The organism is Pseudomonas laurylsulfatiphila, assembly GCF_002934665.1.
Classification (GTDB): domain Bacteria; phylum Pseudomonadota; class Gammaproteobacteria; order Pseudomonadales; family Pseudomonadaceae; genus Aquipseudomonas; species Aquipseudomonas laurylsulfatiphila.
Genome location: NZ_NIRS01000008.1, coordinates 98,214 through 122,892, shown reverse-complemented (window position 1 = coordinate 122,892; position 24,679 = coordinate 98,214). Strand labels below are relative to the sequence as shown.

The 24,679-nt window shown below is 61.4% G+C and carries 25 protein-coding genes and 1 pseudogene; 5 read left to right on the top strand and 21 right to left on the bottom strand.

The window, feature by feature from the left end:
• Positions 1–92: 92 nt before the first annotated feature.
• The 11 genes and pseudogenes from CD175_RS32190 to ubiE all read right to left on the bottom strand — a co-directional run bounded on the left by CD175_RS32190 (position 93) and on the right by ubiE (position 8,206).
• Positions 93–806 carry a methyl-accepting chemotaxis protein gene (locus tag CD175_RS32190; RefSeq protein ID WP_420849154.1) on the bottom strand — a complete coding sequence of 238 codons (714 nt, stop codon included), beginning with the start codon at positions 804–806 and terminating at the stop codon, positions 93–95.
• Between the two features lie 141 nt (positions 807–947).
• Positions 948–2,009, bottom strand: a pseudogene (locus CD175_RS32185) (methyl-accepting chemotaxis protein); the annotation flags it as partial.
• A 150-nt stretch (positions 2,010–2,159) separates the two neighbouring features.
• On the bottom strand, positions 2,160–2,867 hold the full coding sequence (locus tag CD175_RS27030; protein WP_104451120.1) for a 16S rRNA (uracil(1498)-N(3))-methyltransferase: 708 nt from the start codon (positions 2,865–2,867) through the stop codon (positions 2,160–2,162).
• Positions 2,864–3,658, bottom strand: a complete 795-nt coding sequence (gene tatC / locus CD175_RS27025) for a twin-arginine translocase subunit TatC (RefSeq protein ID WP_057712372.1) — start codon at positions 3,656–3,658, stop codon at positions 2,864–2,866. Before tatC ends, CD175_RS27030 begins: the two co-directional genes overlap by 4 nt.
• Complete coding sequence (gene tatB / locus CD175_RS27020) at positions 3,655–4,095, bottom strand: Sec-independent protein translocase protein TatB (RefSeq protein WP_104451119.1); 441 nt, start codon at positions 4,093–4,095, stop codon at positions 3,655–3,657. The genes tatC and tatB overlap by 4 nt, the downstream gene beginning before the upstream one ends.
• 10 nt (positions 4,096–4,105) lie before the next feature.
• Complete coding sequence (locus CD175_RS27015; protein ID WP_104451118.1) at positions 4,106–4,378, bottom strand: twin-arginine translocase TatA/TatE family subunit; 273 nt, start codon at positions 4,376–4,378, stop codon at positions 4,106–4,108.
• Between the two features lie 25 nt (positions 4,379–4,403).
• On the bottom strand, positions 4,404–4,736 hold the full coding sequence (locus tag CD175_RS27010) for a phosphoribosyl-ATP diphosphatase (RefSeq protein ID WP_085725457.1): 333 nt from the start codon (positions 4,734–4,736) through the stop codon (positions 4,404–4,406).
• Positions 4,729–5,130, bottom strand: a complete 402-nt coding sequence (gene hisI / locus CD175_RS27005; protein ID WP_007989281.1) for a phosphoribosyl-AMP cyclohydrolase — start codon at positions 5,128–5,130, stop codon at positions 4,729–4,731. The genes CD175_RS27010 and hisI overlap by 8 nt, the downstream gene beginning before the upstream one ends.
• 81 nt (positions 5,131–5,211) lie before the next feature.
• Complete coding sequence (gene ubiB / locus CD175_RS27000; protein WP_104451117.1) at positions 5,212–6,816, bottom strand: ubiquinone biosynthesis regulatory protein kinase UbiB; 1,605 nt, start codon at positions 6,814–6,816, stop codon at positions 5,212–5,214.
• A complete protein-coding gene (locus CD175_RS26995; RefSeq protein WP_007975567.1) occupies positions 6,813–7,436 on the bottom strand; it encodes a ubiquinone biosynthesis accessory factor UbiJ in 624 nt (207 codons plus the stop codon). Before CD175_RS26995 ends, ubiB begins: the two co-directional genes overlap by 4 nt.
• Positions 7,436–8,206 (bottom strand): bifunctional demethylmenaquinone methyltransferase/2-methoxy-6-polyprenyl-1,4-benzoquinol methylase UbiE, encoded by a 771-nt coding sequence (gene ubiE / locus CD175_RS26990; protein ID WP_007975568.1) that lies wholly within the window; start codon positions 8,204–8,206, stop codon positions 7,436–7,438. Before ubiE ends, CD175_RS26995 begins: the two co-directional genes overlap by 1 nt.
• Positions 8,207–8,361: 155 nt before the next feature.
• Here ubiE and CD175_RS26985 point away from each other — a divergent pair, with 155 nt between their 5' ends.
• The 3 genes from CD175_RS26985 to CD175_RS26975 all read left to right on the top strand — a co-directional run bounded on the left by CD175_RS26985 (position 8,362) and on the right by CD175_RS26975 (position 10,128).
• On the top strand, positions 8,362–8,637 hold the full coding sequence (locus tag CD175_RS26985) for a polyhydroxyalkanoic acid system family protein (RefSeq protein WP_015093124.1): 276 nt from the start codon (positions 8,362–8,364) through the stop codon (positions 8,635–8,637).
• 200 nt (positions 8,638–8,837) lie between these two features.
• Positions 8,838–9,260, top strand: a complete 423-nt coding sequence (locus CD175_RS26980; RefSeq protein ID WP_104451116.1) for a phasin family protein — start codon at positions 8,838–8,840, stop codon at positions 9,258–9,260.
• Between the two features lie 10 nt (positions 9,261–9,270).
• Positions 9,271–10,128, top strand: coding sequence for a phasin family protein (locus CD175_RS26975; RefSeq protein WP_104451115.1), 858 nt, complete (start codon positions 9,271–9,273; stop codon positions 10,126–10,128).
• 192 nt (positions 10,129–10,320) lie between these two features.
• On the opposite strand, the gene CD175_RS26965 is transcribed toward CD175_RS26975, so the two are convergent.
• The 10 genes from CD175_RS26965 to CD175_RS26920 all read right to left on the bottom strand — a co-directional run bounded on the left by CD175_RS26965 (position 10,321) and on the right by CD175_RS26920 (position 23,291).
• Positions 10,321–10,941 (bottom strand): TetR/AcrR family transcriptional regulator, encoded by a 621-nt coding sequence (locus CD175_RS26965; RefSeq protein WP_007975574.1) that lies wholly within the window; start codon positions 10,939–10,941, stop codon positions 10,321–10,323.
• A gap of 59 nt (positions 10,942–11,000) precedes the next feature.
• A complete protein-coding gene (gene phaC, locus CD175_RS26960; protein WP_104451114.1) occupies positions 11,001–12,683 on the bottom strand; it encodes a class II poly(R)-hydroxyalkanoic acid synthase in 1,683 nt (560 codons plus the stop codon).
• A gap of 115 nt (positions 12,684–12,798) precedes the next feature.
• Complete coding sequence (phaZ, locus tag CD175_RS26955; protein ID WP_007975576.1) at positions 12,799–13,653, bottom strand: poly(3-hydroxyalkanoate) depolymerase; 855 nt, start codon at positions 13,651–13,653, stop codon at positions 12,799–12,801.
• A 163-nt stretch (positions 13,654–13,816) separates the two neighbouring features.
• Complete coding sequence (gene phaC / locus CD175_RS26950; RefSeq protein ID WP_104451113.1) at positions 13,817–15,496, bottom strand: class II poly(R)-hydroxyalkanoic acid synthase; 1,680 nt, start codon at positions 15,494–15,496, stop codon at positions 13,817–13,819.
• Positions 15,497–15,754: 258 nt separating this feature from the next.
• Positions 15,755–16,132, bottom strand: coding sequence for a gamma-butyrobetaine hydroxylase family protein (locus CD175_RS26945; RefSeq protein ID WP_008017032.1), 378 nt, complete (start codon positions 16,130–16,132; stop codon positions 15,755–15,757).
• 115 nt (positions 16,133–16,247) lie between these two features.
• Positions 16,248–17,585 carry an ATP-dependent protease ATPase subunit HslU gene (hslU, locus tag CD175_RS26940; RefSeq protein ID WP_104451112.1) on the bottom strand — a complete coding sequence of 446 codons (1,338 nt, stop codon included), beginning with the start codon at positions 17,583–17,585 and terminating at the stop codon, positions 16,248–16,250.
• Between the two features lie 54 nt (positions 17,586–17,639).
• Positions 17,640–18,170 (bottom strand): ATP-dependent protease subunit HslV, encoded by a 531-nt coding sequence (hslV, locus tag CD175_RS26935; protein WP_007975582.1) that lies wholly within the window; start codon positions 18,168–18,170, stop codon positions 17,640–17,642.
• A gap of 231 nt (positions 18,171–18,401) precedes the next feature.
• Positions 18,402–19,115, bottom strand: a complete 714-nt coding sequence (locus tag CD175_RS26930) for an SPOR domain-containing protein (RefSeq protein ID WP_007999206.1) — start codon at positions 19,113–19,115, stop codon at positions 18,402–18,404.
• Position 19,116: 1 nt separating this feature from the next.
• The gene (argS, locus tag CD175_RS26925; protein ID WP_104451111.1) at positions 19,117–20,853 is read right to left on the bottom strand and encodes an arginine--tRNA ligase; all 1,737 of its coding nucleotides are present in this window, start codon (positions 20,851–20,853) and stop codon (positions 19,117–19,119) included.
• Between the two features lie 218 nt (positions 20,854–21,071).
• Positions 21,072–23,291, bottom strand: a complete 2,220-nt coding sequence (locus tag CD175_RS26920; RefSeq protein ID WP_104451110.1) for a primosomal protein N' — start codon at positions 23,289–23,291, stop codon at positions 21,072–21,074.
• Positions 23,292–23,580: 289 nt separating this feature from the next.
• Here CD175_RS26920 and rpmE point away from each other — a divergent pair, with 289 nt between their 5' ends.
• Both rpmE and CD175_RS26910 read left to right on the top strand, forming a co-directional pair.
• Entirely contained in the window at positions 23,581–23,799 is a 219-nt protein-coding gene (rpmE, locus tag CD175_RS26915; RefSeq protein ID WP_007975586.1) for a 50S ribosomal protein L31, read from the top strand.
• 35 nt (positions 23,800–23,834) lie between these two features.
• On the top strand, positions 23,835–24,623 hold the full coding sequence (locus CD175_RS26910) for a thermonuclease family protein (RefSeq protein WP_104451109.1): 789 nt from the start codon (positions 23,835–23,837) through the stop codon (positions 24,621–24,623).
• Positions 24,624–24,679: the final 56 nt, after the last annotated feature.

Sequence of the window (24,679 nt, the reverse complement as noted above, 5' to 3'; positions counted from 1 at the left end):
ACAATGTGTGCCTCACCTTGAACCCTGTGGGAGCGGGCTTGCCCGCGAAGGCATCACCTCGGTCCTGAGTGAACCGAGGTACGCAGATCACCTCAAACCCTGAACTTGCCCACGAGCATCTGCAAATGCGTCCCCAGTCGTGCCAGCTCAATGCTGGAGGCTGCGGTCTCTTCACTGGCTGCCGAGGTCTGATCCGACACATCCCGCACGTTCAGCACGCTGCGGTTGATCTCTTCGGCCACGGCGCTTTGCTGTTCGGCGGCAGCGGCGATCTGCTGGTTCATCGCCTGAATCGCCGAGACGGTGCGGGTGATGCTTTCCAGTGAGCCACCGGCACGGCGGGTCAGTTCGACACTGCTGTCGGTCAGGGTGCGGCTGTTGTCCATGATGGTCGCCACTTGCTGCGTGCCGCTTTGCAGGCCGACGATCAGCTCTTCGATCTCTTCGGTGGACTTCTGGGTGCGCTGGGCCAGGCTGCGGACTTCGTCTGCGACCACGGCAAAACCCCGTCCGGCTTCACCGGCTCGGGCGGCTTCAATCGCGGCGTTGAGCGCCAGCAGGTTGGTCTGCTGGGCCACGGACTTGATCACGTCGAGCACGCTGCCGATCTTGTCGCTTTCGCGCTTGAGTTCGCCCATGGCCTCGGTGGAGTGGCCGACTTCCGCGGCCAGGCGCTCGATCTGGGCAATGGCTTCGCCCACCACTTTGTCGCCCTCACGGGCCTGCTGGTCGGCGGCGACGGCCGCTTCGGAGGCCTCTTCGGCGTTGCGCGCCACTTCCTGCACGGTGGCGGCCATTTCATTCATGGCCGTCGCGACCTGATCGGTCTCGACTTTCTGGCTGTTGACCCCGGCGCTGGTCTGCTCGGTGACCGCGGACAGCTCTTCAGCAGCGCTGGCGATCTGTGTGACGCCATCGCTGATGCCGCCGATCAGTTCGCGCAAGCCCTGGGTCATGCTCTGCATGGCGCGTTGCAGCTGGCCGAGTTCGTCGCGACGCTGTGACGTCAGGTTGTGGGTCAGGTCGCCGCTGGCAACGCGTTCAGCGACGGCCAGGGTCTGGTTCAACGGAATGATGATCTGCCGGGTGATGGCCCAGGCGGCCAGCAGGCCGAAGGCGATGGCCAGAGCGGTGGCGAGGGTCAGCATGTTCTTGGCATGGGCGGCATCGCTGTCACGCACGATGGTTTGCGAGACGGTGAGTTTCTGACTCATGTCCAACAGGATGTCGCCTTGGGCGGACATGCGTGCCAGGGCCTTGGCGCCGGCCGTTTGGGAGTCGCGGAACTGGCTGACGGCGGCACGATAGGCCTTCAGTGAGTCAGTCGCCTGTTGCAGGTTGGCGATGTGTTCTTCAGGCAGTTTGGCCGGCAGGCCCTCGAGATTCTTCAGGGCGTTGTCGATCGCGTCGAGGGCTGGCTGTTCGGCTTCGCTCTTGCCGCTGTAGGTGTAGCCGCGAACCTGGAAGCGCGCCTGCTGGATCAGTTTGCTCAGGTCGATCACGCTATTGAATGCTGCAACGCTGTCACCTTGCAGCATGGATTTTTCCACTTCGGCGACGCGGGCCACGGCGTTGTCGGCGGTGGCGCCGAGTTTGCTGCGTGCATCTTCACGCTGGGCACCCGCCTGGGTCATGTCGTTAAAGGCACGACGGTATTCGGCGACAGCGGCCAGTTGTTGATCGACCATGGCCGTGTCAGCTGGTTGTTCGATCAGGCCGCGGGCGGTCTGCAGGCCGCTTTCGAGTTTGCCCAGCAGATCGTTGACCGTGCCGGGACCTTGTTCACCGCGACGCATCTCGTAATCCAGGCGTGCAATGCGCAGGTCCTTGGTCAGGTCGTTGAGGCTGGCGATGAACCCCAGTTTATCGCCACGGCTGGTGACGCCGCTCAGGCCGGTCCAGCCGGTGAAGGTGATCAGCAGGGTCAGTAACAGCACCAGACCGAAGCCGATCCCCAGTTTGCGTTTGACGCTGACGTTTCCCAGATTCTCGGCTAGCCATTGGTACATGCTGAATCTCCCCGGACCACAATTTGGTTTTATGGGGGCTGTATCGGCGGCGCACCGAGATTCTGTAGGAGCTGCCGAAGGCTGCGATCTTTTGCTCTAAAAAATCAAAAGATCGCAGCCTTCGGCAGCTCCTACAGGGGGGGCGCAGTGTTAGAAAAGGCGGGCCAGCAGCGCGGTCACGGCGGTTTCGACGCGCAGGATGCGCTCGCCCAGTTGCACCGGTTGCAGGCCGGATTTGCCCAGCAGGTCGATCTCGTAGGGAATCCAGCCACCCTCGGGGCCGATGGCCAGGGTCACCGGTTCGCTGAGTGCGCGAGGGCATGGCGGGTAATTGCCGGGATGCCCCACCAGGCCGAGGGTGCCGTCGGTGATCGCCGGCAAACGGTCCTCGACGAACGGCTTGAAGCGCTTCTCGATGACGACTTCAGGCAGCACGCTGTCCCGGGCTTGTTCGAGGCCGAGGATCAATTGCTCGCGAATGGCCTCGGGCTCCAGGAACGGGGTCTGCCAGAAGCTCTTCTCGACGCGATAGCTGTTGACCAGCACGATACGTGGCACACCCATGGCTGCCACGGTCTGGAACACCCTGCGCAGCATCTTGGGGCGTGGCAGGGCCAATACCAGGGTCAATGGCAGCTTGGCCGGTGGCGGCTGGTCCAGGGTGATGCGCAATTCCGCTTCGTCGGCGTCCAGGCGCAGCACTTCGGCCGAACCCATCAGTCCGCCAATCCGCCCGACGCGCATGCTGTCGCCCACTTCACAGCGGTGGACTTCCTGCATGTGGGTCAACCGGCGATCACGCAGGATCGCCCGGTCGGCCGCAATGAAATCGGCCTCTTCGAGGAGCAGCAGGTTCACGCTTGGGTCGCTGGCGGCTGGTCGTTGTGATCGTCAGCCGGTTGGTCTTCCGGATGGTCGCCACGCTTGCTGATCAGGCTGCCGAACAGGATGCCGATCTCGAACAGCAGCCACATCGGCACGGCCAGCAGGGTCTGCGAGAAGATGTCCGGCGGTGTCAGGATCATGCCGACCACGAAACAGCCGATGATCACGTACGGGCGGATCTTCTTCAGGTATTTGACGTCGACCACGCCGATCCATACCAGCAGTACCACGGCCACCGGGATTTCGAACGCCACGCCAAAGGCGAAGAACAGCGTCATGACGAAATCGAGGTAGCTGGTGATGTCGGTCATCATTTCCACGCCGGCCGGGGTGGCGGCGGCGAAGAACTTGAAGATCAGCGGGAACACCAGGAAGTAGGCGAAGGCCATGCCGGCATAGAACAGAAAGATGCTGGAGACCAGCAAGGGCACGGCAATACGCTTTTCATGCTTGTACAGGCCGGGGGCGATGAAGCCCCAGATCTGGTGCAGGATCACCGGAATCGCCAGGAACAGCGAGACCATCATCGTCAGCTTCAGCGGCGTCAGGAATGGCGACGACACGTCAGTGGCAATCATCGTCGCGCCGGCGGGCAGGTACGCACGCAGCGGCGTGGAGACGAAGGTGTAGATCTGCTGGGTAAAGGCAAACAGGCCGGCGAAGATGATGAAAATCGCCGCTACGCAGCGCAGCAGTCGGGTACGCAACTCGGTGAGGTGCGAAACCAGCGGCATGTGCTGGTCGTTTTCTGGGAGATCGCTCATGGGGCTCGCGGCGGCAATGTTGGGTCATGAGGGGCTGGCGCAACAGGCGCAGCGGGTTCAACCGGAGCGGCTGCAACAACGGGCGCAGGTTCGACAGGCGCTACAACGGGAGCAGGTGCCGAGTCGACAGTGGCGGCAGGCGCTTGAATCGTCTGCGCACCCACATGCTCAACCGGCGTCGGCTCCTGCTGGGTCGGCGTGAAGATTTTCCGCGCCTCCTGCTCAAGCGACAGGATGTGTTCGTTGTGCAGTTGCCGACGAATCTCGTCGGCACCGATTTCACGTTCAACTTCCTGTTTGATCGCGTTGAAGCTGCGCTTCAGGCGCCCGACCCACAGGCCCGCGGTGCGCGCAGCGCCCGGCAAGCGTTCGGGGCCCAGCACCAGCAGGGCAACGAGGCCGACGAGCAGCAGTTCAGAGAAGCTGATACCAAACATTAGTCAGTGCTCACACGTCTTTGCGGATCGGCTCTTCGACTTTCTGTGCCTGCACGTCGATGGTGTGCGGCTGGTTCACAGTGGTCTGTGGCTGGACCGGTGGAGCCGGTTGGGCCGGGGTCGCATTCGGGTCGGCCGGTTTTTCGTCGTCGTTCATGGCTTTCTTGAAGCCCTTGATCGATTCGCCGACGTCGGTGCCGAGGTTTTTCAGTTTCTTGGTGCCGAATACCAGTACCACGACAACCAGAATGACGATCCAGTGTTTCCAGTCAAAAATGCCCATGCTGCTGCTCCTCTCTAATAGTTATTCAGGCGGACGGGCGCGAGGCTTTCTCGGCGTGTCCGGAGAGACCGAAACGACGGTCCAGTTCATCGAGTACAGCCTGTGGATGCTGCCCCAATTGGGCGAGCATGACCATGCTGTGGAACCACAAATCGGCGGTTTCGTAGATCACATCGCTGCAGTCGCCGCTGACGGCGGCGTCCTTGGCGGCAATGATGGTCTCGACCGACTCTTCGCCGACTTTTTCCAGAATCTTGTTCAAGCCCTTGTGATACAGGCTGGCGACATACGAGCTGTCGGCGGCGGCGCCTTTGCGCGCTTCCAGTACCTCGGCGAGGCGGGTGAGAGTGTCACTCATGTTTGTGCCCTGCGGAATAGATGGCATGCGGATCTTTCAGGACCGGGTCGACCGTTGTCCAGTCGCCGTTCTCGTAAACGCGGTAGAAGCAGCTCTGGCGTCCGGTATGGCAAGCGATGTCGCCGATCTGCTCGACCATCAGGATGATGACGTCGGCGTCACAGTCCAGGCGCATCTCGTGCAGGGTTTGCACGTGGCCGGACTCTTCGCCCTTGCGCCACAGCTTGCCACGGGAGCGCGACCAGTAAATGGCGCGGTTCTCGGCAGCGGTCAGTTCCAGTGCTTCGCGGTTCATCCAGGCCATCATCAGGACGCGCCCGGTCTTGTGATCCTGGGCAATCGCCGGCACGAGGCCATCGGCGTCCCACTTGATCTCGTCCAGCCAGTTTTTCATCTTTGACTCCGACAGCGGGCTCGACACTTCAATAGTCGAGCTCAGGCGTTGAAACAGTGTGCCAGTGCGCAGCACAACTGGCTATCGGCGCACGACCAGATACAAACCGACCGCCATCATGATGCCGGCCGGCCAATAGGCCAACTGGTTCAGCGGACCGCCAGCGGCAAGGATGGCGCCACCGGCCAGGTGCGCCGTGCCGAGCAGGCGCAGGAACCATTCGTCCCGGCGTCGATGCCACGGTGGCGGCGGATCGTAGGCGTGTGGCTGGGACATGCGTTCGAGCAGGTCGCGGGCCATGTTGGCCAGGTGCGGGATCTGTTCGAACTGGCTCTGCACGTTGCCGAGCAGGGCTTTGGGGCTGACCCGCTCGCGCATCCAGCGCTCGAGGAACGGCTGCGCGGTGTTCCACAGGTCGAGGTCCGGGTACAGCTGGCGGCCCAGGCCTTCGATGTTCAACAGGGTTTTTTGCAGCAGGACCAACTGCGGTTGAACCTCCATGTTGAAGCGCCGAGCGGTCTGGAACAGGCGCATCAGCACCTGACCGAAGGAAATATCTTTTAACGGTTTTTCGAAGATCGGCTCGCACACGGTACGGATCGCCGCTTCGAATTCGTTGAGCTTGGTTTCCGCCGGCACCCAGCCCGAATCGATGTGCAACTGCGCCACGCGACGGTAATCGCGCTTGAAGAAGGCGAACAGGTTGCGCGCCAGGTAATCCTGGTCTTCCGGGGTCAGGCTGCCGACGATGCCGCAGTCGATCGCAATGTACTGCGGGCTCCACGGATTCACGGTGCTGACGAAGATGTTGCCGGGGTGCATGTCGGCGTGGAAAAAGCTGTCGCGGAACACCTGGGTGAAGAAAATCTCCACGCCACGTTCGGCGAGCATTTTCATGTCGGTGCGCTGGTCGGCCAGGGTCGCCAGATCGGTGACCTGGATGCCGTAGATGCGCTCCATCACCAGTACTTTCGGCCGGCACCAGTCCCAATAGACTTGCGGCACATACAGCAGCGGCGAGCCGTCGAAGTTGCGCTTCAACTGGCTGGCATTGGCCGCCTCGCGCAGCAGGTCGAGTTCGTCGTAGATGGTTTTTTCGTAATCGCTGACCACGTCCACCGGGTGCAGCAGGCGCGCATCGGCGGAGAGTTTTTCGGCGGCGCGGGCGAGGATGAACAGCCATGCCAGGTCCTGGGCGATCACCGGTTTGAGACCGGGGCGGATCACTTTGACCACCACTTCTTCGCCGGTTTTCAGTTGCGCGGCATGCACCTGCGCCACCGAAGCCGAGGCCAGCGGCTCGACATCGAAACGGCTGAACACGTCGCTGATTTTCTTGCCCAGCTGTTCTTCGATCAGCTTGACCGACACTTGCGAGTCGAACGGCGGTACGCGGTCCTGCAGTTTCATCAGTTCATCGGCGATGTCCTCGGGCAACAGGTCGCGGCGAGTGGACAGGATCTGCCCGAACTTGATGAAAATCGGCCCCAGGTCCTGCAACGCCAGGCGCAGTCGCGCGCCACGGCTCAGGTCCAGGGTCTTGCGCGGGAACCAGCGCCACGGCAACGCGTAACGCAGCACCAGCAGAAACCACGGCAGTGGCAGGGCGAACAGCAGGTCATCGAGGCGGTAGCGGATCACGACGCGCTGGATGCGCAACAAACGGCGGACGGCAAGCAGCTTCATGCGTTATCGCTTGGGTCGAGGGATCGGGAAAGGCGCTCGAAACGCGCCTCGAGACGTTCCAGATCGAGCTTGATCTGGTCCAGTTCACTGAATCGGGCTTCGGCTTCGCGCTGACCGACAAGGGTGCGCGATTCTTCGGCCAGGTATTCGCCCAGGTTCTGGCCCAGGCTGGCAAAGCCTTGCTGGTACCAGCGGGCGCGACTGCGCAGGTGGCCGCCGACCAGTTGTGTGGCGACCGGGCCGAGCCAGCGTGAGAGCTCGTACTCCCAGTCCAGCTCCAGGTCCTGGAGGATCGCCGCCAGTTCCAGCAGCACGCCGCTGTCGCCGTCGAGTTCGACTTCAGGGCTGTGCAGGATCGAGGTCTTGTCCTTGCTCATGGCCAGCTTCAACAGGCTTGAAGCCGGTGCACGCAAGGTGCAGTCGGCGCCGGTTTCCCACTGGGAGGCGAGCATCAGGCCTTCGTCGCTGGGCAGGATGAACAGGTGCAGCGCCGGGCTGCGGCAATCGACGGCAATCACTTTGCCGGTCAGATGCGCCAGCCGCGGCAGCGCCGTGCTGTCGAGTCGCAGCACCCGGTTCAGGCCGAGTTCAACGCTGGCGAGCAGGCCGGCGAGCAGCATCAGGGCTTGATGCCGCGGTGCAGGGCAACGATGCCTGCGGTCATGTTGTGATAGGTCACGCGGTCGAAACCGGCCTCGACCATCATCGACTTCAGGGTTTCCTGGTTCGGGTGCATGCGGATCGATTCGGCCAGGTAGCGATAGCTTTCCGAGTCGTTGGTGATCAGCTTGCCCATCAACGGCATGAAGGCGAACGAGTAGGCGTCGTAGGCCTTGGACATCAGCGCGTTGGTCGGCTTGGAGAACTCCAGCACCAGCAAGCGGCCACCCGGCTTGAGCACGCGCAGCATCGAGCGCAGGGCGTCTTCCTTGTGGGTCACGTTGCGCAGGCCGAAGGCGATGGTCACGCAGTCGAAATGGTTGTCCGGGAACGGCAGTTTTTCCGCATCGGCCTGGACGAATTCGACGTTGCCGGCCACACCGAGGTCCAGCAGGCGATCACGGCCGACCTTGAGCATGGACTCGTTGATGTCGGCCAGTACGACCTGGCCGGTCGGGCCTACCAGGTGCGAGAACTTCCTGGTCAGGTCGCCGGTGCCACCGGCGATGTCGAGTACGCGATTGCCGGCACGAACGCCCGACAGTTCGATCGCGAAACGCTTCCACAGACGGTGCATGCCGCCCGACAGAAGGTCGTTCATCAGGTCGTACTTGGCGGCTACCGAGTGGAAAACCTCAGCGACTTTTTCCGCTTTCTGGCTTTCCGGAACGTTTTTGAAGCCGAAGTGAGTGGTGGGTTCGGCATCGCTGCCTTTGCGCTGATCAGTCATATCGCTGTCACCAAAAGAGAATGCGCGACATTCTAATCCCCAAGGCATGCTTTGTCTTGGCAAGGCTGAAGGTAAGATGGGCAACCATCGGGACGTTTTGACGCAGCAGAGGTCAAGATGCCCCGGGAAAGCATCCACAAAGCAGGAGTCATTCAATGGCCCGTATTAGTGTTGAACGTGCCCACGGCCTGGGCAAGGAAGCGGCTCGCGAGAAGGCCGACAAGCTGGCGCAGAAACTGTCCGATCAGTATGGCCTGGAGCCGCAGTGGTCCGGTGACACCCTGAACCTCAAACGCTCGGGTGTGAAGGGTGCGGTGCATGTCAGTGAAGATTCGATCAAGGTCGATGTGGAGTTGGGCCTGATGATGTCGGCCATGAGCGGCATGATCAAAGCGGAAATCGAAAAGGCGCTGGATAAAGCGTTGGTCTGATCGTGACCCGTAGGAGCTGGCTTGCCAGCGAAGGCGGCATCACGGCCACCATCGATTCGCCAGCAAGCCGGCTCCTACAGGATCGCCCGTGGTTTTGTTGCAGTTGTTAGGGTGCCGTTTCTAATTTTTCTCCCTACTTTGTGCCAGAGCCCGACACTTATCCGGGCAGTTCCTCAAACCTTCTGCGCGTGAGGTGCACCATGGCCAAAGTTATTTTGAAGAAAAAAATCGACGCATCGACCAGCACGCTGGGCGACGTCAAATCCTATGCCCGCAAGATCTGGCTGGCAGGCCTGGGCGCCTACGCCAAGGTCGGCCAAGAGGGCAGCGAATACTTTCAAGAGCTGATCAAGGCTGGTCAGGTTGTTGAAAAGAAAGGCAAAAAAGTAGTCGCTGAGAAACTTGAAGCGGCCAATGCCGAGATCGATGAAGTCAAGAGTGAAGTCAGCACTTTCAAAGGCCGTGTCGAAGTTCAACTCGACAAGGTCGAGAAGGCGTTCGACACGCGTGTCGCAAGTGCCTTGAATCGTATCGGCATTCCGTCTAAACATGACGTTGAGACACTCTCTGCTAAGCTCGATGAGCTGACGGCATTGCTCGAACGTGTCGCGCGTAAATCTTAAGGAGAACGGGATGGCTGTTAAAAAGAAAACCGAAAAAGAAGGCAGCTCGTGGATCGGGAAGGTTGAAGATTACTCCCGAAAAATCTGGCTGGCTGGTTTAGGCGTGTACTCGAAGATCGACACTGACGGCAGCAAACTCTTCGATGCATTGGTTAAGGACGGCGAGAAAGCCGAGAAGCTCACCAAGAGCGCTGTTGGCAAGACAGTCGACGCCGCCAAGGACTCCGCTTCTTCGGCCAAATCGCGCATCAGCGGCGTGAAAGATCGTGCACTGGGCAAGTGGGATGAGTTGGAAGGTGCTTTCGACAAGCGTCTGAACAGCGCCATCTCGCGTCTGGGCGTACCGAGCCGCAACGAAGTCAAGGCACTGCACAGCAAGGTCGAGACCCTGACCAAGCAAATCGAAAAACTGACCGGTGCCAAGGTTGCGCCTGTTGCGGCGAAAACCGCGGCGGCCAAACCTGCTGCCAAGACTGCCGCCGCCAAGCCAGCCGCGAAAACGGCCGCCAAGCCACTGGCAAAAGCAGCGGCTAAACCTGCTGCCAAGCCTGCCGCTAAAACTGCAGCCGCCAAACCTGCTACTGCGAAACCTGCCGCCAAACCAGCAGCGGCCAAGCCTGCGGCTAAAACAGCTGCAGCAAAACCCGCCGCCGCCAAGCCCGCAGCCAAACCTGCTGCTGCGAAAAAACCTGCAGTGAAGAAGCCGGCAGCTCCAAAAGCCGCCGCGCCAAAACCAGCAGTAGCAGCTGCCAAGCCGGCAACCCCGGCAGCCGCTCCGGTCAGCGCCTCTAACTCCGCGACCGCGCCAACCCCTGCTGTCACCCCGACTGCCGCGCCAGCTCCATCGACGCCAACCAGTCAGTCCTGATTTTCAGGGCTCAAAAAAACGCCCGGCCTGCCAAGGTCGGGCGTTTTTGTTTGTGCGCGGATTTCTGAGCGACACAAGCCCACTGTGGGAGCGAGCTTGCTCGCGATAGCGGTGTATCAGTCGACATCCATGTTGGCTGAACAGACGCCATCGCGAGCAAGCTCGCTCCCACAGGGTTGGCGGGTGTCAGGCTTACTCGTGTGCTTCCAGGTACTGCATCGCCATTTGCTCCGTCGCCACTTTGATCGGTGGCAACAGATGCGGCGCCACCAGCATCATGATCTGGTAAACCACCAACCGCACCTCGCCTTCGCGATCGAGTATCCGCTGGTAATCCAGTGAAAACAGCAGGGTCATGGTGATCTGTTCCACCAGTTGCCCTAACGCCTGAGTGTCGCTGACCAATTGCCCTTGAGCCTTCAATCGTGCGAGCAACGACGCCAGCGTGCGCTTGAGTGCATTGAGCAGGTTGCGAATGCCCTTGGCCAGTTTCGGCAGGCGTCCGGCGAGGTTCGACAGGTCCTGGAACAGAAACCGGTAGTGGGACAGGCGTTCGACGATCAGATGCAGGAACAGCCAGTAATCCTCGGGGCCCAATTCGACGTCGGACGGTGGGTCGAGCAGCGGTTGCAGTTCACATTGAAAGCGCTCGAACAGCCCGAGTATCAGCGGTTCCTTGCCGTGAAAGTGGTAGTAGAGGTTGCCCGGGCTGATGCCCATTTCATTGGCAACTTCCATGGTGGAGACATTCGGTTCGCCCTTCTGATTGAACAACTGCAGGGCACATTCGAGGATCCGGTCGCGGGTTTTCATCCAGTCTTCTTAATGATCGGGTCTTGCCACGGCCGGCAGCGGCCGTGGCGCGTTGAACGTCAGCGCACGCGCACGTAAGTACCGGGTGCTGCCTCCATCGGTGGGTAGTTCTGGTTGCCGAGCGCCATGTGGGTTTCCTTCTGCGCGCCGGAGCGTTCCTGAATCCAGCCCAGCCATTGGGTCCACCAACTGCCGTCGACATGTTTGGCGTCGTAATACCAGGCGCGGGGGTCGCTGCTCAGTTTGCCGTTCTCGATGTAGTTGGCTTTCGGGTTGCTCGGCGGGTTGAGGATGCTCTGCACATGACCGCTGTTGGACAGCACGAAGCGCCGCTCGCCGCCGAGCAACAGCGTCGAGCGATACACAGCGTCCCACGGTGTGATGTGATCGTTGATGCCGGCGACGCTGAAGCTGTCGACGGTGACCTTCTGCAAATCGATCGGCGTGCCACACACTTCCAGTCCGCCCGGGTGGGTCAGCGGGTTGTGCTTGAAGAAGTCCAGCAGGTCGCCATGCAGGGCCGCAGGCAGGCGCGTGTTGTCGTTGTTCCAGTAGAGGATATCGAACGCCGGTGGCTCCTTGCCCAGCAGGTAGTTGTTGACGAAGTAGCTCCAGATCAGGTCGTTGGGGCGCATCCAGGCGAAGACCTTGGCCATGTCACGTCCGTCCAGCACACCTTTCTGATAGGAGCGGCGCTTGGCAGCCTCCAGTGTCTGCTCGTCGGCGAACAGCGTAGCGGGGCTGTCCAGCTGACTGTCGAGCAAGCTCACCAGATACGTCGCGCTGGACACCCTGCGCAGCTGCCGTTTGGCCTGCAAATGACCTTGCAGTGCGGCAATGGTCAGTCCGCCGGCGCAGGCGCCCATCAGGTTGACCTCACGTGCGCCGGTGATCGCCCGGCAGACATTCATCGCTTCTTCCACGGCTTCGACGTAGGTCGAGAGCCCCCATTCGCGGTGACGCACATCCGGGTTGCGCCAGCTGATCATGAAGGTTTGCAGGCCGTTTTTCAGGGCGTACTGGACGAAACTGTTGTGCGGGCTCAGGTCGAAAATGTAGTACTTGTTGATTTGCGGCGGTACCACCAGCAGGGGCTTGGAATACTGCTTTTCGCTCATCGGCTTGTACTGGATCAACTCCAGCAGCTCGTTGCGGAACACCACGGCTCCGGTGGTAGTGGCGACCGTCCTGCCGACCTCGAACGCTTGCTTGGTGACTTGCCGGGGCAGGCCGTCGTTATGCAGCAGATCGTCCACCAGATGGCCGATGCCCCGCACCAGGCTGTTACCGCCGGAATTGAACAGCTCCTTGACCGCCAGTGGGTTGAGCAGGGTGTTGGAGGGCGATACGGCGTCGTTGAGCAAGGTGAAGGCGAAGTGGGCGCGGGCGCGGTCGTCCGGGCTCATGTTGCTCTCGTCAATCCAGCTTTTGACCTGCTTCTGCCAGCTCAGATAGGCCTGCAGGCTACGGCGATAAAACGGGTTGAGGCTCCACGCCGGGTCGGCGAAGCGAGCGTCCTGAGGGTTGGTCGGGTGCAGGGTCTCACCCAGCAGCACGCGGCCAAGCTGACCGCCGAGCTTGAGGGCATGCCGGGCGCTGTGCAGTGGGTTGCGCAAGCCATGGGCGGCCACACTGCGCAGGGTCGACAGCAGATCCCGGCCGCGCAGGCCGGTAATCGCACTCTGTGCATTGATGAACGCGGCGGGAGTCGCTAAGGATTCCCTCGCTGGTTTCTCGCGCATGATTCAACACTCCTTCGTCTTCAGGCCAAAAACAAACACACTGAACCAGAACACCATAGACGCTGTAACGGGTTGTTGCGCGGCGTGGCGTCCTGCCGACCGCTGATGCAGCGCTTTAACTGCCCAATGGCGCCGGACGCGGATGCATCACCGCGCGCTGGCGCTCCTCCTCCAGGAATTTCATGATGATCGGGGCCACCGCTTCGGCCCGGGTAATCAGGAACAGATGACCGTCATCGATGATGTGCAACTGGGCGTTGGGAATCCGCCAGGCCAGCAAGCGCATGTTGACCAACGGGATCAACGGGTCATCGTCGCCGGCCAGCACCAGGGTCGGCTGGCGGATCTTGTGCAACCAGTGGATGCTGGTCCAGCCGAGGCCGGCGAACAGCTGCCAGTAGTAACCGAGCTTGCCCGCCGAACGCACCTTGGCCGCATGGCTGGCGGCCAGCGTCGGGTCGCGACGGAACGCACCACCGTAGATCATCGGCGCAATGCGGATTACGTGGGACGGCTGGATGTAGCGTCGCGGGCTGGCCATCATCCACAGCACTTTCGGTTTGCCCGGCACCATCACCGCACCCGCCGCCGTGGCGGCCAGCACGAGTTTCTTGCAGCGCTCCGGATAGTCGTAGGCGAACTGTTGGGCCAGGGCGCCACCCCAGGACACGCCGATGACATTGACCTGACCGTAGTCGAGATAGTCGAGCATCCGCGCCGTGAGCTTGGCCAACCCCGGAAAACGATACGGCCGGTTTGGCGTCGACGAACCGCCGACGCCGGGTACGTCGAAGGCAATGACTTCCAGGTCCGGGTCCAGCGCCGCAATGAACGGGAACACCAGCTCCAGGTTGGCGCCGATGCCGTTGAAAATCAGCAGGGGCGTCAAGTGAGGCTTGCCGGGGCGTACCGCCGTGCGGAGCGTCTGGCCATCCAGGTCGACGGTACGGAATATGAAGGGTTGCGGCATGCTTCAGGCCCTGTGGGTCGTTCTCTCGAATTCTTCCCGATCCCCTGTAGGAGCGAGCTTGCTCGCGATGAACTCAAGTGCAACGCGTTAATCCGGAAAGAACGCGTTATCGTTAACGTCCATCGCGAGCAAGCTCGCTCCTACAGGGGGGCGGGTGTGTCAGTTACCGCTCATGTACATAAGTGCCCGGGGCAGCTTCGCCCGCCGGGTACGCCTTGTTGCCCAGTTTCAGCGGAGCTTTTTTCAGGTTGCCCGAGCGCTGTGCCTGCCAGGCCTGCCAATGCAGCCACCACGAATCGGCGTGCTTGGTCGACTCTTCCTGCCAGTCATCGGCATTGGCGGGCATTTCAGTGCTGGTCATGTAGCGCGACTTCGGATTGCCCGGCGGGTTCAGAATGCTCTGGATATGCCCGCTGCTGGACAGCACGAATTCAACATTGCCGCCGAACAGTTGCGCCGACTTGTAGCAGGAGCGCCACGGGGTGATGTGGTCGCTGGTCCCGGCCAGGGAAAAGATATCGGCGGTGACCTGCTTCAGGTCGATCGGTGTGCCGCACACTTCCAGTGCATTCGGACGAATCAATGGATTGCTTTTGAACATTTCGATCAGGTCGCCGTGGAACGCGGCCGGTAAGCGGGTGGTGTCGTTGTTCCAGAACAGGATGTCGAACACCGGTGGCTCGTTGCCCAGCAGGTAGTTGTTGACCCAGTAGTTCCAGATCAGGTCGTTGGGGCGCATCCAGGCAAAGACTTTCGCCATGTCGCGGCCTTCCAGCACGCCGGCCTGATAGGAGTGGCGCTTGGCGCTTTCGAGGGTTTGTTCATCGACGAACAGCGCCACATCGCTGTCCAGGGTGGTGTCGAGCACACTGACCAGCAGGGTGAGGGCGTTGACCTTGTTCTCGCCAATCGCTGCGTAATGGCCCAGCAGCGCGGTGCAGGTGATGCCACCGGAGCAGGCGCCGAGCATGTTCACGTCCTTGCTGCCGGTGATCGCGGTGACCACGTCGACCGCTTCCTTGAGCGCCTCGATGTAAGTCGACAGGCCCCACTCACGCTGCTCCTTGGTCGGATTGCGCCAGCTGACGATGAAAGTTTGCACGTTGCTGCGCAGGCAGAACCGCGCCAGGCTTTTTTCCGGGCTGAGGTCGAAAACGTAGAATTTGTTGATTTGCGGTGGCACCACCAGCAAAGGGCGCTCGTGCACCTGTTCGGTGGTGGGCTTGTACTGGATCAGTTCCAGCACGTCATTGCGAAACACCACTGCACCTTCGCTCACGGCCAGGGTCTTGCCGACCTCGAATGCCCCCATGTTGACCTGGCTCGGCATGCCGCCGTTGTGTACCAGGTCCTTGGCCAGATGCGAGAGGCCGTCGAGCAGGCTTTTACCGCCGGTCTCGAAGAAACGTTTGACCGCTGCCGGGTTGGCCGCCGTGTTGGTCGGGGCGAAGGCCTCGGTCATGAGGTTGATCACGAAGTGCCCGCGGCTGACGTCCTTGGCCGGCAGGTTGCTGTCATCGATCCAGTCGTGGAGTTCCTTGCGCCACGCCAGGTAGGTTTGCAAATAACGTTTGTAGAGCGGGTTCTGGCTCCAGGCCGGATCGGCGAAGCGACGGTCATCGCCATTCGGAAGAAGCTCGGATTTACCTAGCAACACGTTCTTGAGTTCAAGACCGAAATGGGCGACATGCTTGGCGCTGTGAATCGGTTGTTTGATGGCCTGCCTGAGCACCATGCGAGCAGAAGCCAGTAGATCTTTTCCACGCAATCCAACGACAGGATTCAGCCCCAAGGTGTTTTCGGAGGCTTGTTGCTTCAAGTCATCGTTATTCTTGTTACTCATCTACGACGCTCCAATGTCCTGAGACGAGTACCCGGGGCCTGCTGTGCAGTCACACAACCAATGCCAGGTACTGCTGCTCGGGTGACCGTTAATACTGCATCGCTGCTTTTGTTCGCAGTGAGCACTGCAGGGAACTTGCCAGTTCCATTGGTTACCCGAGTTTAATTTTTTTCGCAAGCAGGCCAATCGACGGCCCTGAAGCGGAGCATTCAAACAGATGAAATTAGAAAATGCCCTCTAAAGAGCAAGAGGCTCGGATTAGAGCATCAGCTTGACGACGGATTCGTTCGGGTCGCGGGTTTTTCCGGCCGCTTTGAGTTCGGCCAGATAATCGTCCCAGAGTGCGTCATAACGTCGCGCCAGTTCGTAGAGGTATTCCCAGGTGAACAGACCGCTGTCGTGACCGTCATCGAAGGTCAGTTTCAGTGCGTACTGACCGGCCGGTTCTACCTTGGTCAGGCCGACGTTGATCTTGCCAAATTGCAGGATGGGTTTGCCGTGGCCCTGGACCTCGGCGGAGGGAGAGTGCACGCGCAGGAACTCGGCGGGCAGGGTGTATTCCTCGCCGGACGCGTATTTCAGCGACAGGGTTTTCGAGGCTTTGTGCAGCTTGATGTCGGTGGGGAGTTGGGTCATGACCGGATGTCCGTTTGTATGCGTGGTCTGACCCTTGTAGGAGCTGGCTTGCCGGCGATGGCGATCTCAGGTGCGCCATCGCCGGCAAGCCGGCTCCTACAAGGAATCACATGACCTACAGGATATAACGGGACAGGTCTTCGTTCTGCGCCAATTCGCCCAGATGGCTGTTGACGTAGTCGGCGTCGATCTGGATCACCTTGCCGTCATGGGCGCTGGCCAGGTCGCCGGCGCTGAACGACACCTCTTCGAGCAGGCGCTCGAGCAGGGTGTGCAGGCGACGGGCACCGATGTTTTCGGTTTTCTCGTTGACCTGCCAGGCGATCTCCGCAATGCGCTTGATGCCGCTCGGCTGGAACTCGATGCCCAGGCCTTCGGTTTTCAGCAGTGCGCAGTATTGCTCGGTGAGCGAGGCGTGGGGCTCGCTGAGGATACGTTCGAAATCTTCCGGGCTCAGGGCCTTGAGTTCGACACGGATCGGCAGACGGCCTTGCAGCTCGGGCACCAGATCGCTCGGCTTGCTCAGGTGGAACGCACCGGAAGCAATGAACAGGATGTGGTCGGTCTTGACCATGCCCAGCTTGGTGTTGACGGTGCAGCCTTCGATCAGCGGCAGCAAGTCGCGCTGCACGCCTTCGCGGGACACATCGACGCCGCCGGAATTACCGCGCTTGGCGACCTTGTCGATTTCGTCGATGAACACGATGCCGTGCTGCTCGACGGCTTCCAGGGCCTTGGCCTTCAACTCTTCATCGTTGACCAGACGGCCGGCTTCTTCGTCGCGCACCATCTTCAGCGCTTCTTTGACCTTGAGCTTACGGGCTTTTTTCTTGCCCTTGCCCATGTTGGCAAACAGGCTTTGCAGCTGGTTGGTCATTTCTTCCATGCCCGGTGGCGCGGAGATATCGACGCCGGCCATTTCGGCGACTTCGATTTCGATCTCCTTGTCGTCCAGCTGACCTTCGCGCAGGCGCTTGCGGAACAGCTGGCGGGTGTTGGAATCGGCAGTCGGGGCGTCATCGTTGCTGAAGCCCATGCGCGCCGGTGGCAGCAGGGCGTCGAGGATGCGCTCTTCGGCAGCGTCTTCGGCGCGGTGGCGAACCTTGATGATTTCCTGCTCGCGCAGCAGCTTGATCGCGGCATCGGCCAGGTCACGAATGATCGATTCGACGTCACGGCCGACATAGCCGACTTCGGTGAACTTGGTCGCTTCGACCTTGATGAACGGCGCATTGGCCAGTTTCGCCAGGCGACGGGCGATCTCGGTTTTACCGACGCCGGTCGGGCCGATCATCAGGATGTTCTTTGGCGTGACTTCAACGCGCAGCTCTTCAGGCAGCTGCATGCGGCGCCAGCGGTTGCGCAGGGCAATGGCGACGGCGCGCTTGGCATCGTCCTGGCCGATGATGTGGCGGTTGAGTTCGTGGACGATTTCACGGGGAGTCATGGACATAATATTCAGTGGACCTCAAGCAAGAATGAGCCGTGGTGCGATGGCTGCACGGGCTTACTCGGCGCAGTCCTGCTCCTCAATGGTCTGGGTGTGGTTGGTGAATACGCAGATGTCGCCGGCGATACCGAGGGCGGTTTCGACAATTTCCCGTGCTGACAGGTCGGTCTTTTTCAGCAGCGCGCTGGCCGCGGCCTGGGCGTAGGCACCACCGGAACCCATGGCGATCAGGCCGTCTTCGGGTTCGACCACGTCACCGTTGCCGGTAATGATCAGGGAGGCGTCCTTGTTGGCGACCGCAAGCATGGCTTCAAGGCGGCTCAGGGAGCGGTCGGTACGCCATTCTTTGGCGAGTTCGACGGCGGCGCGCACCAGGTGGCCCTGGTGTTTTTCAAGCTGGCCTTCGAAACGTTCGAAGAGGGTAAAGGCGTCGGCGGTTGCACCGGCAAAACCGGCAATGACCTGGCCGTGGTACAGGCGGCGAACTTTTTTCGCGTTGCCTTTCATCACGGTATTACCAAGGGAAACCTGGCCGTCGCCGCCCATGACGACTTTGCCGTGGCGGCGAACTGAAACGATGGTGGTCAAGGGAAGAGTCTCCACGCAGCGGGGCGAAAATGCCTTATGCCCATTCATATGGGGGTGGTGGAGGGTTTTTCAACTGTAAGGCGAGAGAGGGGACGAGCGGTGGCAGGCAGGGGAGGGATGTGTTGTCTGTTCGGACACCATCGCTGGCAAGCCAGCTCCCACAGGATAATCCCCAACCCTGTGGGAGCTGGCTTGCCAGCGATGAACGATGACTCGGTTGACCTTGGGGGGTCAGCGGCTCTGGCGTTGTTGTAACAACAGATTGCTGAAGCCGGCGCCGGCCAGTTGTTTCTGGGCGGTCGTCAGTTGTTCGCGGTTGCTGAACGGTCCGACCAGTACCCGATACCAGGTTTCGTCCTTCACCGTACCGGACTCAACCGAAACGGCCTGGCCCAGCAGGATGATCTGCGCGCGAACCTTGTCCGCATCGGTCTCTTTGCGGAACGAGCCAGCCTGCAGGAAAAACTTCGTCACAGGCGCAGCCTTGACCGGTGGCGCTGGCGGCGGCGTGATCCCGGCCAATGCAGCCTGGGCGCGAGCCGTGTCGATCTTCGCCGCTTCGGCCGGGGTGACCGGCGTTGTCGGGATGGCCGGCACTTGTGGCGTCGGCAAGGTTTTTTCCGGCACGGCATCCGGCGGCACGATGACTTCCGATTCTGGCAGTAAGGTGTAGAAGTCGTACTTCGGCTTCACCGGTTGCGTCGGGCTCGGCGGGGTCTTGTTGGCCTCGGCGATCTTGCTGGCTTTCTGCTGTTGCTGTTGCTCGACCTTTTCACGCTTGACCGTGTCGCTGCCCTTGCCCGGTTCCAGCTTCATCAGGAACACGATGAACGCGCCGACCGTCAGGCCGATGGCCATCCACAGCCAGCCCGGGATCGGTTGCTTTGCAGGAGCTTGGTAACGGCTGGCGCCACGCTTGGGTGCAGGTTTTTTCTTGGCAGCCAACTTACATACGCTCCAGAGTTTCCAGGCCCAAGAGTTCCAGGCCTTGCTTGAGGGTGCGTCCGGTCAGCGCGGCGAGGCGCAGGCGGCTCTGCATTTGTGCCGGGGTGTCGGCGGCGAGAATCGGGCAGTTCTCGTAGAAGCTGGAGAACAGGCCGGCGACGTCGTACAGGTAGGTGCAGAGGATGTGCGGGGTGCCTTTTTCGGACACGTTGTTCAGGATCTCGCCAAACTGCGCGAGCTTCGCTGCCAGTTCGAGTTCGTGCGGCGCTTCGAGGACGATCTGGCCGTCGACTTCGCTGAAGTCCTTGCCGAGTTTACGGAACACGCCGGCCACGCGGGTGTAGGCGTACAGCAGGTAGGGCGCGGTGTTGCCTTCGAAATTGAGCATCAGGTCGAAGTTGAAGCTGTAGTCGCTGGTGCGGTGCTTGGACAGGTCGGCGTATTTCACTGCGCCGATGCCCACCACCTTGGCGATGTTGCGCAACTCGGCCTCGGCCAGCTCCGGGTTCTTGTCCTTGACCAGGGAGTAGGCGCGTTCCTGGGCCTCGGTCAGCAGGTCGATCAGCTTCACGGTGCCGCCGTCACGGGTCTTGAACGGACGGCCGTCAGCGCCGTTCATGGTGCCGAAGCCCATGTGTTCCATTTCCATCGGATGGGTCACGAAGCCGGCCTTGCGCGCCACGGCGAACACTTGCTGGAAGTGCAGGGCCTGACGCTGGTCGACGAAGTACAGCGCGCGATCGGCCTTGAGCTTACCGCTGCGGTAGCGCACGGCCGCCAGGTCGGTGGTGGCGTAGAGGTAGCCACCGTCAGCCTTGACGATGATCACCGGCAGCGGGTCGCCGTCGGCGTTCTTGAACTCGTCGAGGAACACGCACTGGGCGCCGTTGCTCTCGACCAGCATGCCAGCGGCCTTCAAATCGTTGACCACGTTGATCAGGTCGTCGTTGTAGGCACTTTCGCCCATCACGTCGGCCATGGTCAGTTTGACGTTGAGCAGTTCGTAGATCTTCTGGCAGTGGGACAGCGAGATGTCCTTGAACTTGGTCCACAGTGCCAGGCAGTCGGCATCGCCGGCCTGCAGCTTGACCACCAGGCCACGGGCACGGTCGGCGAACTCTTCGGATTCGTCGAAGCGCTGCTTGGCGGCGCGGTAGAAGTTCTCCAGGTCCGACAGCTCGTCGCTGGTGATCGGGTTTTCCTGCAGATAAGCCATCAGCATGCCGAACTGGGTGCCCCAGTCGCCGACGTGGTTCTGACGGATCACGGTGTCGCCGAGGAATTCGAGAACGCGGGCCACGCCGTCGCCGATGATGGTCGAGCGCAGGTGGCCGACGTGCATCTCCTTGGCCAGGTTCGGTGCCGACAGGTCGACCACGGTGCGCTGTACCGGGCCGGCCTTGCGCACGCCGATGTGGTCATCGGCCAGGGCGGCGTCCAGGCGGGTCGCCAGGGCATCGGTGTTCTGGAAGAAGTTCAGGAAGCCGGGACCTGCGATTTCGGTCTTGGAAACGTTTTCGTCAGCCGGCAGCGCGGCGATGATTTTTTCCGCCAGATCGCGGGGCTTCATGCCGGCCGGTTTGGCCAACATCATGGCGATGTTGCTGGCGAAGTCGCCGTTCTTCTTGTCGCGGGAGTTTTCCACCTGGATCGCCGGCGACAGGCCTTCAGGCAACACACCTTCGTTGACGAGTTGGGTGATGGCTTGTTGGATCAGCTGGCGAATGGTGTCTTTCATGGTCTTCTCTTTCGACCGCAGGCGCGGCGGCGCATCATGCGCTGGTGGAAAAACTGGGCATTATCCGTTGCGAAGACGGGCTTGCCAACCTTAGCAGGCAGGTTGTGGATGTGTGGTGACAAAAGAAGCAAAGATCGCAGCCTTCGGCAGCTCCTACAAGGTTGGTGGTGAACACCGAGTCCTCTGTAGGAGCTGCCGAAGGCTGCGATCTTTTGATCTCAATACAAATCCACCGGGTCGACATCCAAAGACCAGCGCACCGCCCGCCCACTCGGCATCTGCTCCAGCACCAACAACCAACTGGCCAGCAACCGGTGCAGCGGCGCCCGCGCCGTAGCCTGCAATAACAACTGCGCACGATAACGCCCGGCCCGTCGCTCCATCGGCGCCGGCACCGGCCCCAACAGTTCGATCCCGGTCAAACCCTGTTCCGCCAGCAAGCGCTCGGCCTCGCTGCACGCCTCATCGAGAAAACCTTCGGCCTGACCCGGTTTATGCGCTTCGGCCCGCAACAACGCCAGGTGCGCAAACGGCGGCAAGCCAGCCGTACGGCGTTCGCTCAGGGCCTGTTCGGCGAAGGCGAAATAGCCTTGTTCGGTCAATTGCACCAGCAGCGGGTGGTCGGCCAGGTGCGTCTGGATAATCACCTTGCCCGGCTCTTCGGCGCGGCCTGCGCGGCCGGCAACCTGGACGATCAACTGCGCCATGCGTTCGCTGGCGCGGAAGTCGCCGGAGAACAGGCCGCCGTCGGCGTCGAGGATCGACACCAGCGTCACCCGGGGGAAGTGGTGGCCTTTGGCAAGCATTTGCGTGCCGATCAGGATGCACGGCTGGCCTTTCTGAATGGTCGCGAACAACTGGTTCATCGCGTCCTTGCGCGATGTGCTGTCGCGGTCGACCCGCAGCACCGGAAAGTCCGGGAACAGAATCGCCAGGCGCTCCTCGGCCCGCTCGGTGCCGGCGCCGACGGGCCGCAGATCGACCTTGTTGCACTTCGGGCACTGGCGCGGCACGCGTTCGACGTAGCCGCAATGGTGACAGCGCAACTCGCCGTAACGCTGATGCACGGTCATCCGCGCATCGCAGCGCTGACACTCGGACATCCAGCCGCAATCGTGACACAGCAGGGTCGGGGCGAAACCGCGGCGGTTGAGGAACACCAGTACCTGCTGCCCGGCAGCCAGGGTCTGGCCGATGGCCTGCTGCATCGGGCCGGAAATGCCGCTGTCCAGCGGGCGGCTTTTGACGTCCAGGCGCAGGAAGCGTGGCTGTTTGGCCCCGCCGGCGCGCTCGTTCAAGCGCAGCAGCCCGTAGCGGCCGGTGTAGGCGTTGTGCAGGCTTTCCAGCGAAGGGGTGGCGGAGCCGAGGACAATCGGGATGTTTTCCTGCCGCGCCCGCACCAGCGCCAGATCGCGGGCGTGGTAGCGCAAGCCTTCCTGCTGTTTATAGGAACCGTCGTGCTCTTCGTCGATGATGATCAGGCCGGGGTTCTTCATCGGCGTGAACAGGGCCGAACGGGTGCCGATAATGATGTCGGCCTCACCGTCCCGGGCGGCCAGCCAGGCATCGAGGCGTTCGCGGTCATTGACCGCTGAATGGATCAGCGCGATGCGGGCATTGAAGCGCTGTTCGAAGCGCGCCAGGGTCTGCGGGCCGAGGTTGATTTCCGGGATCAGCACCAGTGCCTGCTTGCCGGCCTCCAGGGTTTCGCGGATCAACTGCAGATAGACTTCGGTCTTGCCACTGCCGGTGACGCCGGCCAGCAGGAACGCGTGGTAACTGTCGAAGCCGGCGCGAATGGCCTCATAGGCGGCGCGCTGCTCCGGGTTCAACGGCAGCTCCGGTTGCGCCAGCCAGTGTTCGTGGCGTGCGCCGGGGGCGTGGCGACGGATCTCGACCTGCACCAGCTCCTTGGCCAGCAGCAAGTCCAGGCTGTCCTTGCTGAGCATCAGTTTGCTCAGCAACTGATGGGCGACGCCGTGGGGGTGCTGGGCCAGTGTGGCCAGGGCTTCGCGCTGGCGCGGAGCGCGGGCGATGCGCGGGTCATCGAGGCTGGCGCCTGGCGTGGCAGACCAGAAGCGTTCCTGGCGCGCTTCGGCCAGCTCACCCTGGCGCAGCAACACCGGCAACGCCCAGCTCAAGGTGTCGCCGAGGCTGTGTTGATAGTACTGAGAAGTCCACAGGCACAGCTTGAACAGCGCGGGCGGCAGCGGTGGCGTAGCGTCGAGCAAGGCCAGGGCCGGCTTGAGTTTCTCGGCCGGTACTTCGCTGGTGTCGGTGACTTCCACCAGAATCCCGATCATCTCGCGCCGGCCGAACGGTACCCGCAGGCGCATGCCGGGGTGCAGTTGGGCACGCAGGACGCCGGCCGGAGCGCGGTAGTCGAACAGGCGGCGCAGCGGCGAAGGCAGGGCGAGGCGCAGAATGGCGTCGGGCACGCGGGGGGATCTCGATCAACAGGCAATAAAGGGGTTTGGCACATAACTTGTGGGAGCGAGCCTGCTCGCGAATAGGGAGTATCAGTCAGCATTTATATCGCCTGACACACCGCATTCGCGAGCAGGCTCGCTCCCACAGGGGAGGGCGCTCAAGGCCGGGAGCCTAGCAGACGGTCGGTAGAAGCGACAGCTTGCGTGAACGGGATTGTCTGGTAGAATCCGCGGCCTAATTACGTGCGGTATTCAACAATAGTGTTGGGTGGCGGCACGCTAGCCCGAGGAAAACACCATGAAAGCTGATATCCATCCAGAATACCCGGCAGTTGCTGTTACCTGCAGCTGCGGCAACAAGTTCGAAACCCGTTCGACCTTCGGCAAAGCCCTGGCGATCGACGTTTGCAACGAATGCCACCCGTTCTACACCGGTAAGCAGAAGACTCTGGACACCGGTGGTCGCGTACAGAAGTTCGCCGACCGTTTCGGTGCTTTCGGCGCGAAAAAGGCCTAAGGCCGATCAACTTGGGAAGCCGCTACGGTTTTTCCATGCTGATGAAAAAGGCGTCCCTCGCGGGCGCCTTTTTTGTGTCCGCGATTTGGCTGTCCGGCGCGCAGGCCTTTTGTCCGACGCCAGGTGGCCTGACACCCGTCGCGGTGCAACGGGTGGTGGATGGCGACACCCTGCGCCTGAGCGATGGCCGCAATGTACGCATGATCGGCTTGAACACGCCGGAGCTGGGCAAGCAGGGCCGTTCCGACGAACCCTTCGCCGTGGCTGCGCGCAAACGCCTTGAAGCATTGGTGGCGGCCAGTGATGGTCGGGTCGGGTTGGTGCCTGGCAAAGAAAGCAAGGACCATTACGGCCGCACGCTGGCCCATGTCTACGGTGCAAATGGCGCCAACCTCGAAGCGCAGATGCTCGCCGAAGGCCTGGGTTTCCAGGTGGCCGTGGCGCCGAACGTCGACCTGGTCGCCTGTCAGCAAGCCGCAGAGCGCGACGCTCGACAGGCTGGGCTTGGTGTGTGGCGCCAGTCGCCTGTACTGAAAGCGGAGCAGATCAGCACTTCCGGTTTTGCCGTGCTCAGCGGTCGTGTGAGCAAGGTGCAGCGCAATCGAGGTGGGATTTGGATCGAGTTGCAGGACTCGGTTGTATTGCGCGTTGCACCCAATCTGCTGGCGCGTTTCGATGTGAATTCACTGGAAAGCCTCAAGGGCAAGCAGATCGAGGCGCGCGGCTGGGTGCTGGATCGTTCGCGACGTGGCGGACTGAAAGAAGGGCAGGCGCGCTGGATGTTGCCCTTGACCGACCCGGCGATGCTTCAAGCGGTACAGTGATAAAAAATTGTAGACATTTTTTCCATCGATTGTGAACAGTCTAAGCCTTGTGTGCC

What these genes read in the sequence shown, in the direction of transcription:
- CD175_RS32190 (WP_420849154.1), bottom strand. Translation starts at nt 806, where the DNA reads ATGAATGAAATGGCCGCCACCGTGCAGGAAGTGGCGCGCAACGCCGAA.
- phaZ (WP_007975576.1), bottom strand. Translation starts at nt 13,653, where the DNA reads ATGCCGCAACCCTTCATATTCCGTACCGTCGACCTGGATGGCCAGACG.
- rpmE (WP_007975586.1), top strand. Translation starts at nt 23,581, where the DNA reads ATGAAAGCTGATATCCATCCAGAATACCCGGCAGTTGCTGTTACCTGC.
- hisI (WP_007989281.1), bottom strand. Translation starts at nt 5,130, where the DNA reads ATGAAAAACTGGCTGGACGAGATCAAGTGGGACGCCGATGGCCTCGTG.
- CD175_RS26995 (WP_007975567.1), bottom strand. Translation starts at nt 7,436, where the DNA reads ATGCTGCTCGCCGGCCTGCTCGCCAGCGTTGAACTCGGCCTGAACCGG.
- CD175_RS26965 (WP_007975574.1), bottom strand. Translation starts at nt 10,941, where the DNA reads ATGAAAACCCGCGACCGGATCCTCGAATGTGCCCTGCAGTTGTTCAAT.
- CD175_RS27015 (WP_104451118.1), bottom strand. Translation starts at nt 4,378, where the DNA reads ATGGGCATTTTTGACTGGAAACACTGGATCGTCATTCTGGTTGTCGTG.
- argS (WP_104451111.1), bottom strand. Translation starts at nt 20,853, where the DNA reads ATGAAAGACACCATTCGCCAGCTGATCCAACAAGCCATCACCCAACTC.
- CD175_RS26975 (WP_104451115.1), top strand. Translation starts at nt 9,271, where the DNA reads ATGGCTGTTAAAAAGAAAACCGAAAAAGAAGGCAGCTCGTGGATCGGG.
- phaC (WP_104451113.1), bottom strand. Translation starts at nt 15,496, where the DNA reads ATGAGTAACAAGAATAACGATGACTTGAAGCAACAAGCCTCCGAAAAC.
- ubiB (WP_104451117.1), bottom strand. Translation starts at nt 6,816, where the DNA reads ATGAAGCTGCTTGCCGTCCGCCGTTTGTTGCGCATCCAGCGCGTCGTG.
- CD175_RS26910 (WP_104451109.1), top strand. Translation starts at nt 23,835, where the DNA reads ATGCTGATGAAAAAGGCGTCCCTCGCGGGCGCCTTTTTTGTGTCCGCG.
- CD175_RS26945 (WP_008017032.1), bottom strand. Translation starts at nt 16,132, where the DNA reads ATGACCCAACTCCCCACCGACATCAAGCTGCACAAAGCCTCGAAAACC.
- hslU (WP_104451112.1), bottom strand. Translation starts at nt 17,585, where the DNA reads ATGTCCATGACTCCCCGTGAAATCGTCCACGAACTCAACCGCCACATC.
- CD175_RS26980 (WP_104451116.1), top strand. Translation starts at nt 8,838, where the DNA reads ATGGCCAAAGTTATTTTGAAGAAAAAAATCGACGCATCGACCAGCACG.
- CD175_RS26985 (WP_015093124.1), top strand. Translation starts at nt 8,362, where the DNA reads ATGGCCCGTATTAGTGTTGAACGTGCCCACGGCCTGGGCAAGGAAGCG.
- CD175_RS27010 (WP_085725457.1), bottom strand. Translation starts at nt 4,736, where the DNA reads ATGAGTGACACTCTCACCCGCCTCGCCGAGGTACTGGAAGCGCGCAAA.
- tatB (WP_104451119.1), bottom strand. Translation starts at nt 4,095, where the DNA reads ATGTTTGGTATCAGCTTCTCTGAACTGCTGCTCGTCGGCCTCGTTGCC.
- ubiE (WP_007975568.1), bottom strand. Translation starts at nt 8,206, where the DNA reads ATGACTGATCAGCGCAAAGGCAGCGATGCCGAACCCACCACTCACTTC.
- tatC (WP_057712372.1), bottom strand. Translation starts at nt 3,658, where the DNA reads ATGAGCGATCTCCCAGAAAACGACCAGCACATGCCGCTGGTTTCGCAC.
- phaC (WP_104451114.1), bottom strand. Translation starts at nt 12,683, where the DNA reads ATGCGCGAGAAACCAGCGAGGGAATCCTTAGCGACTCCCGCCGCGTTC.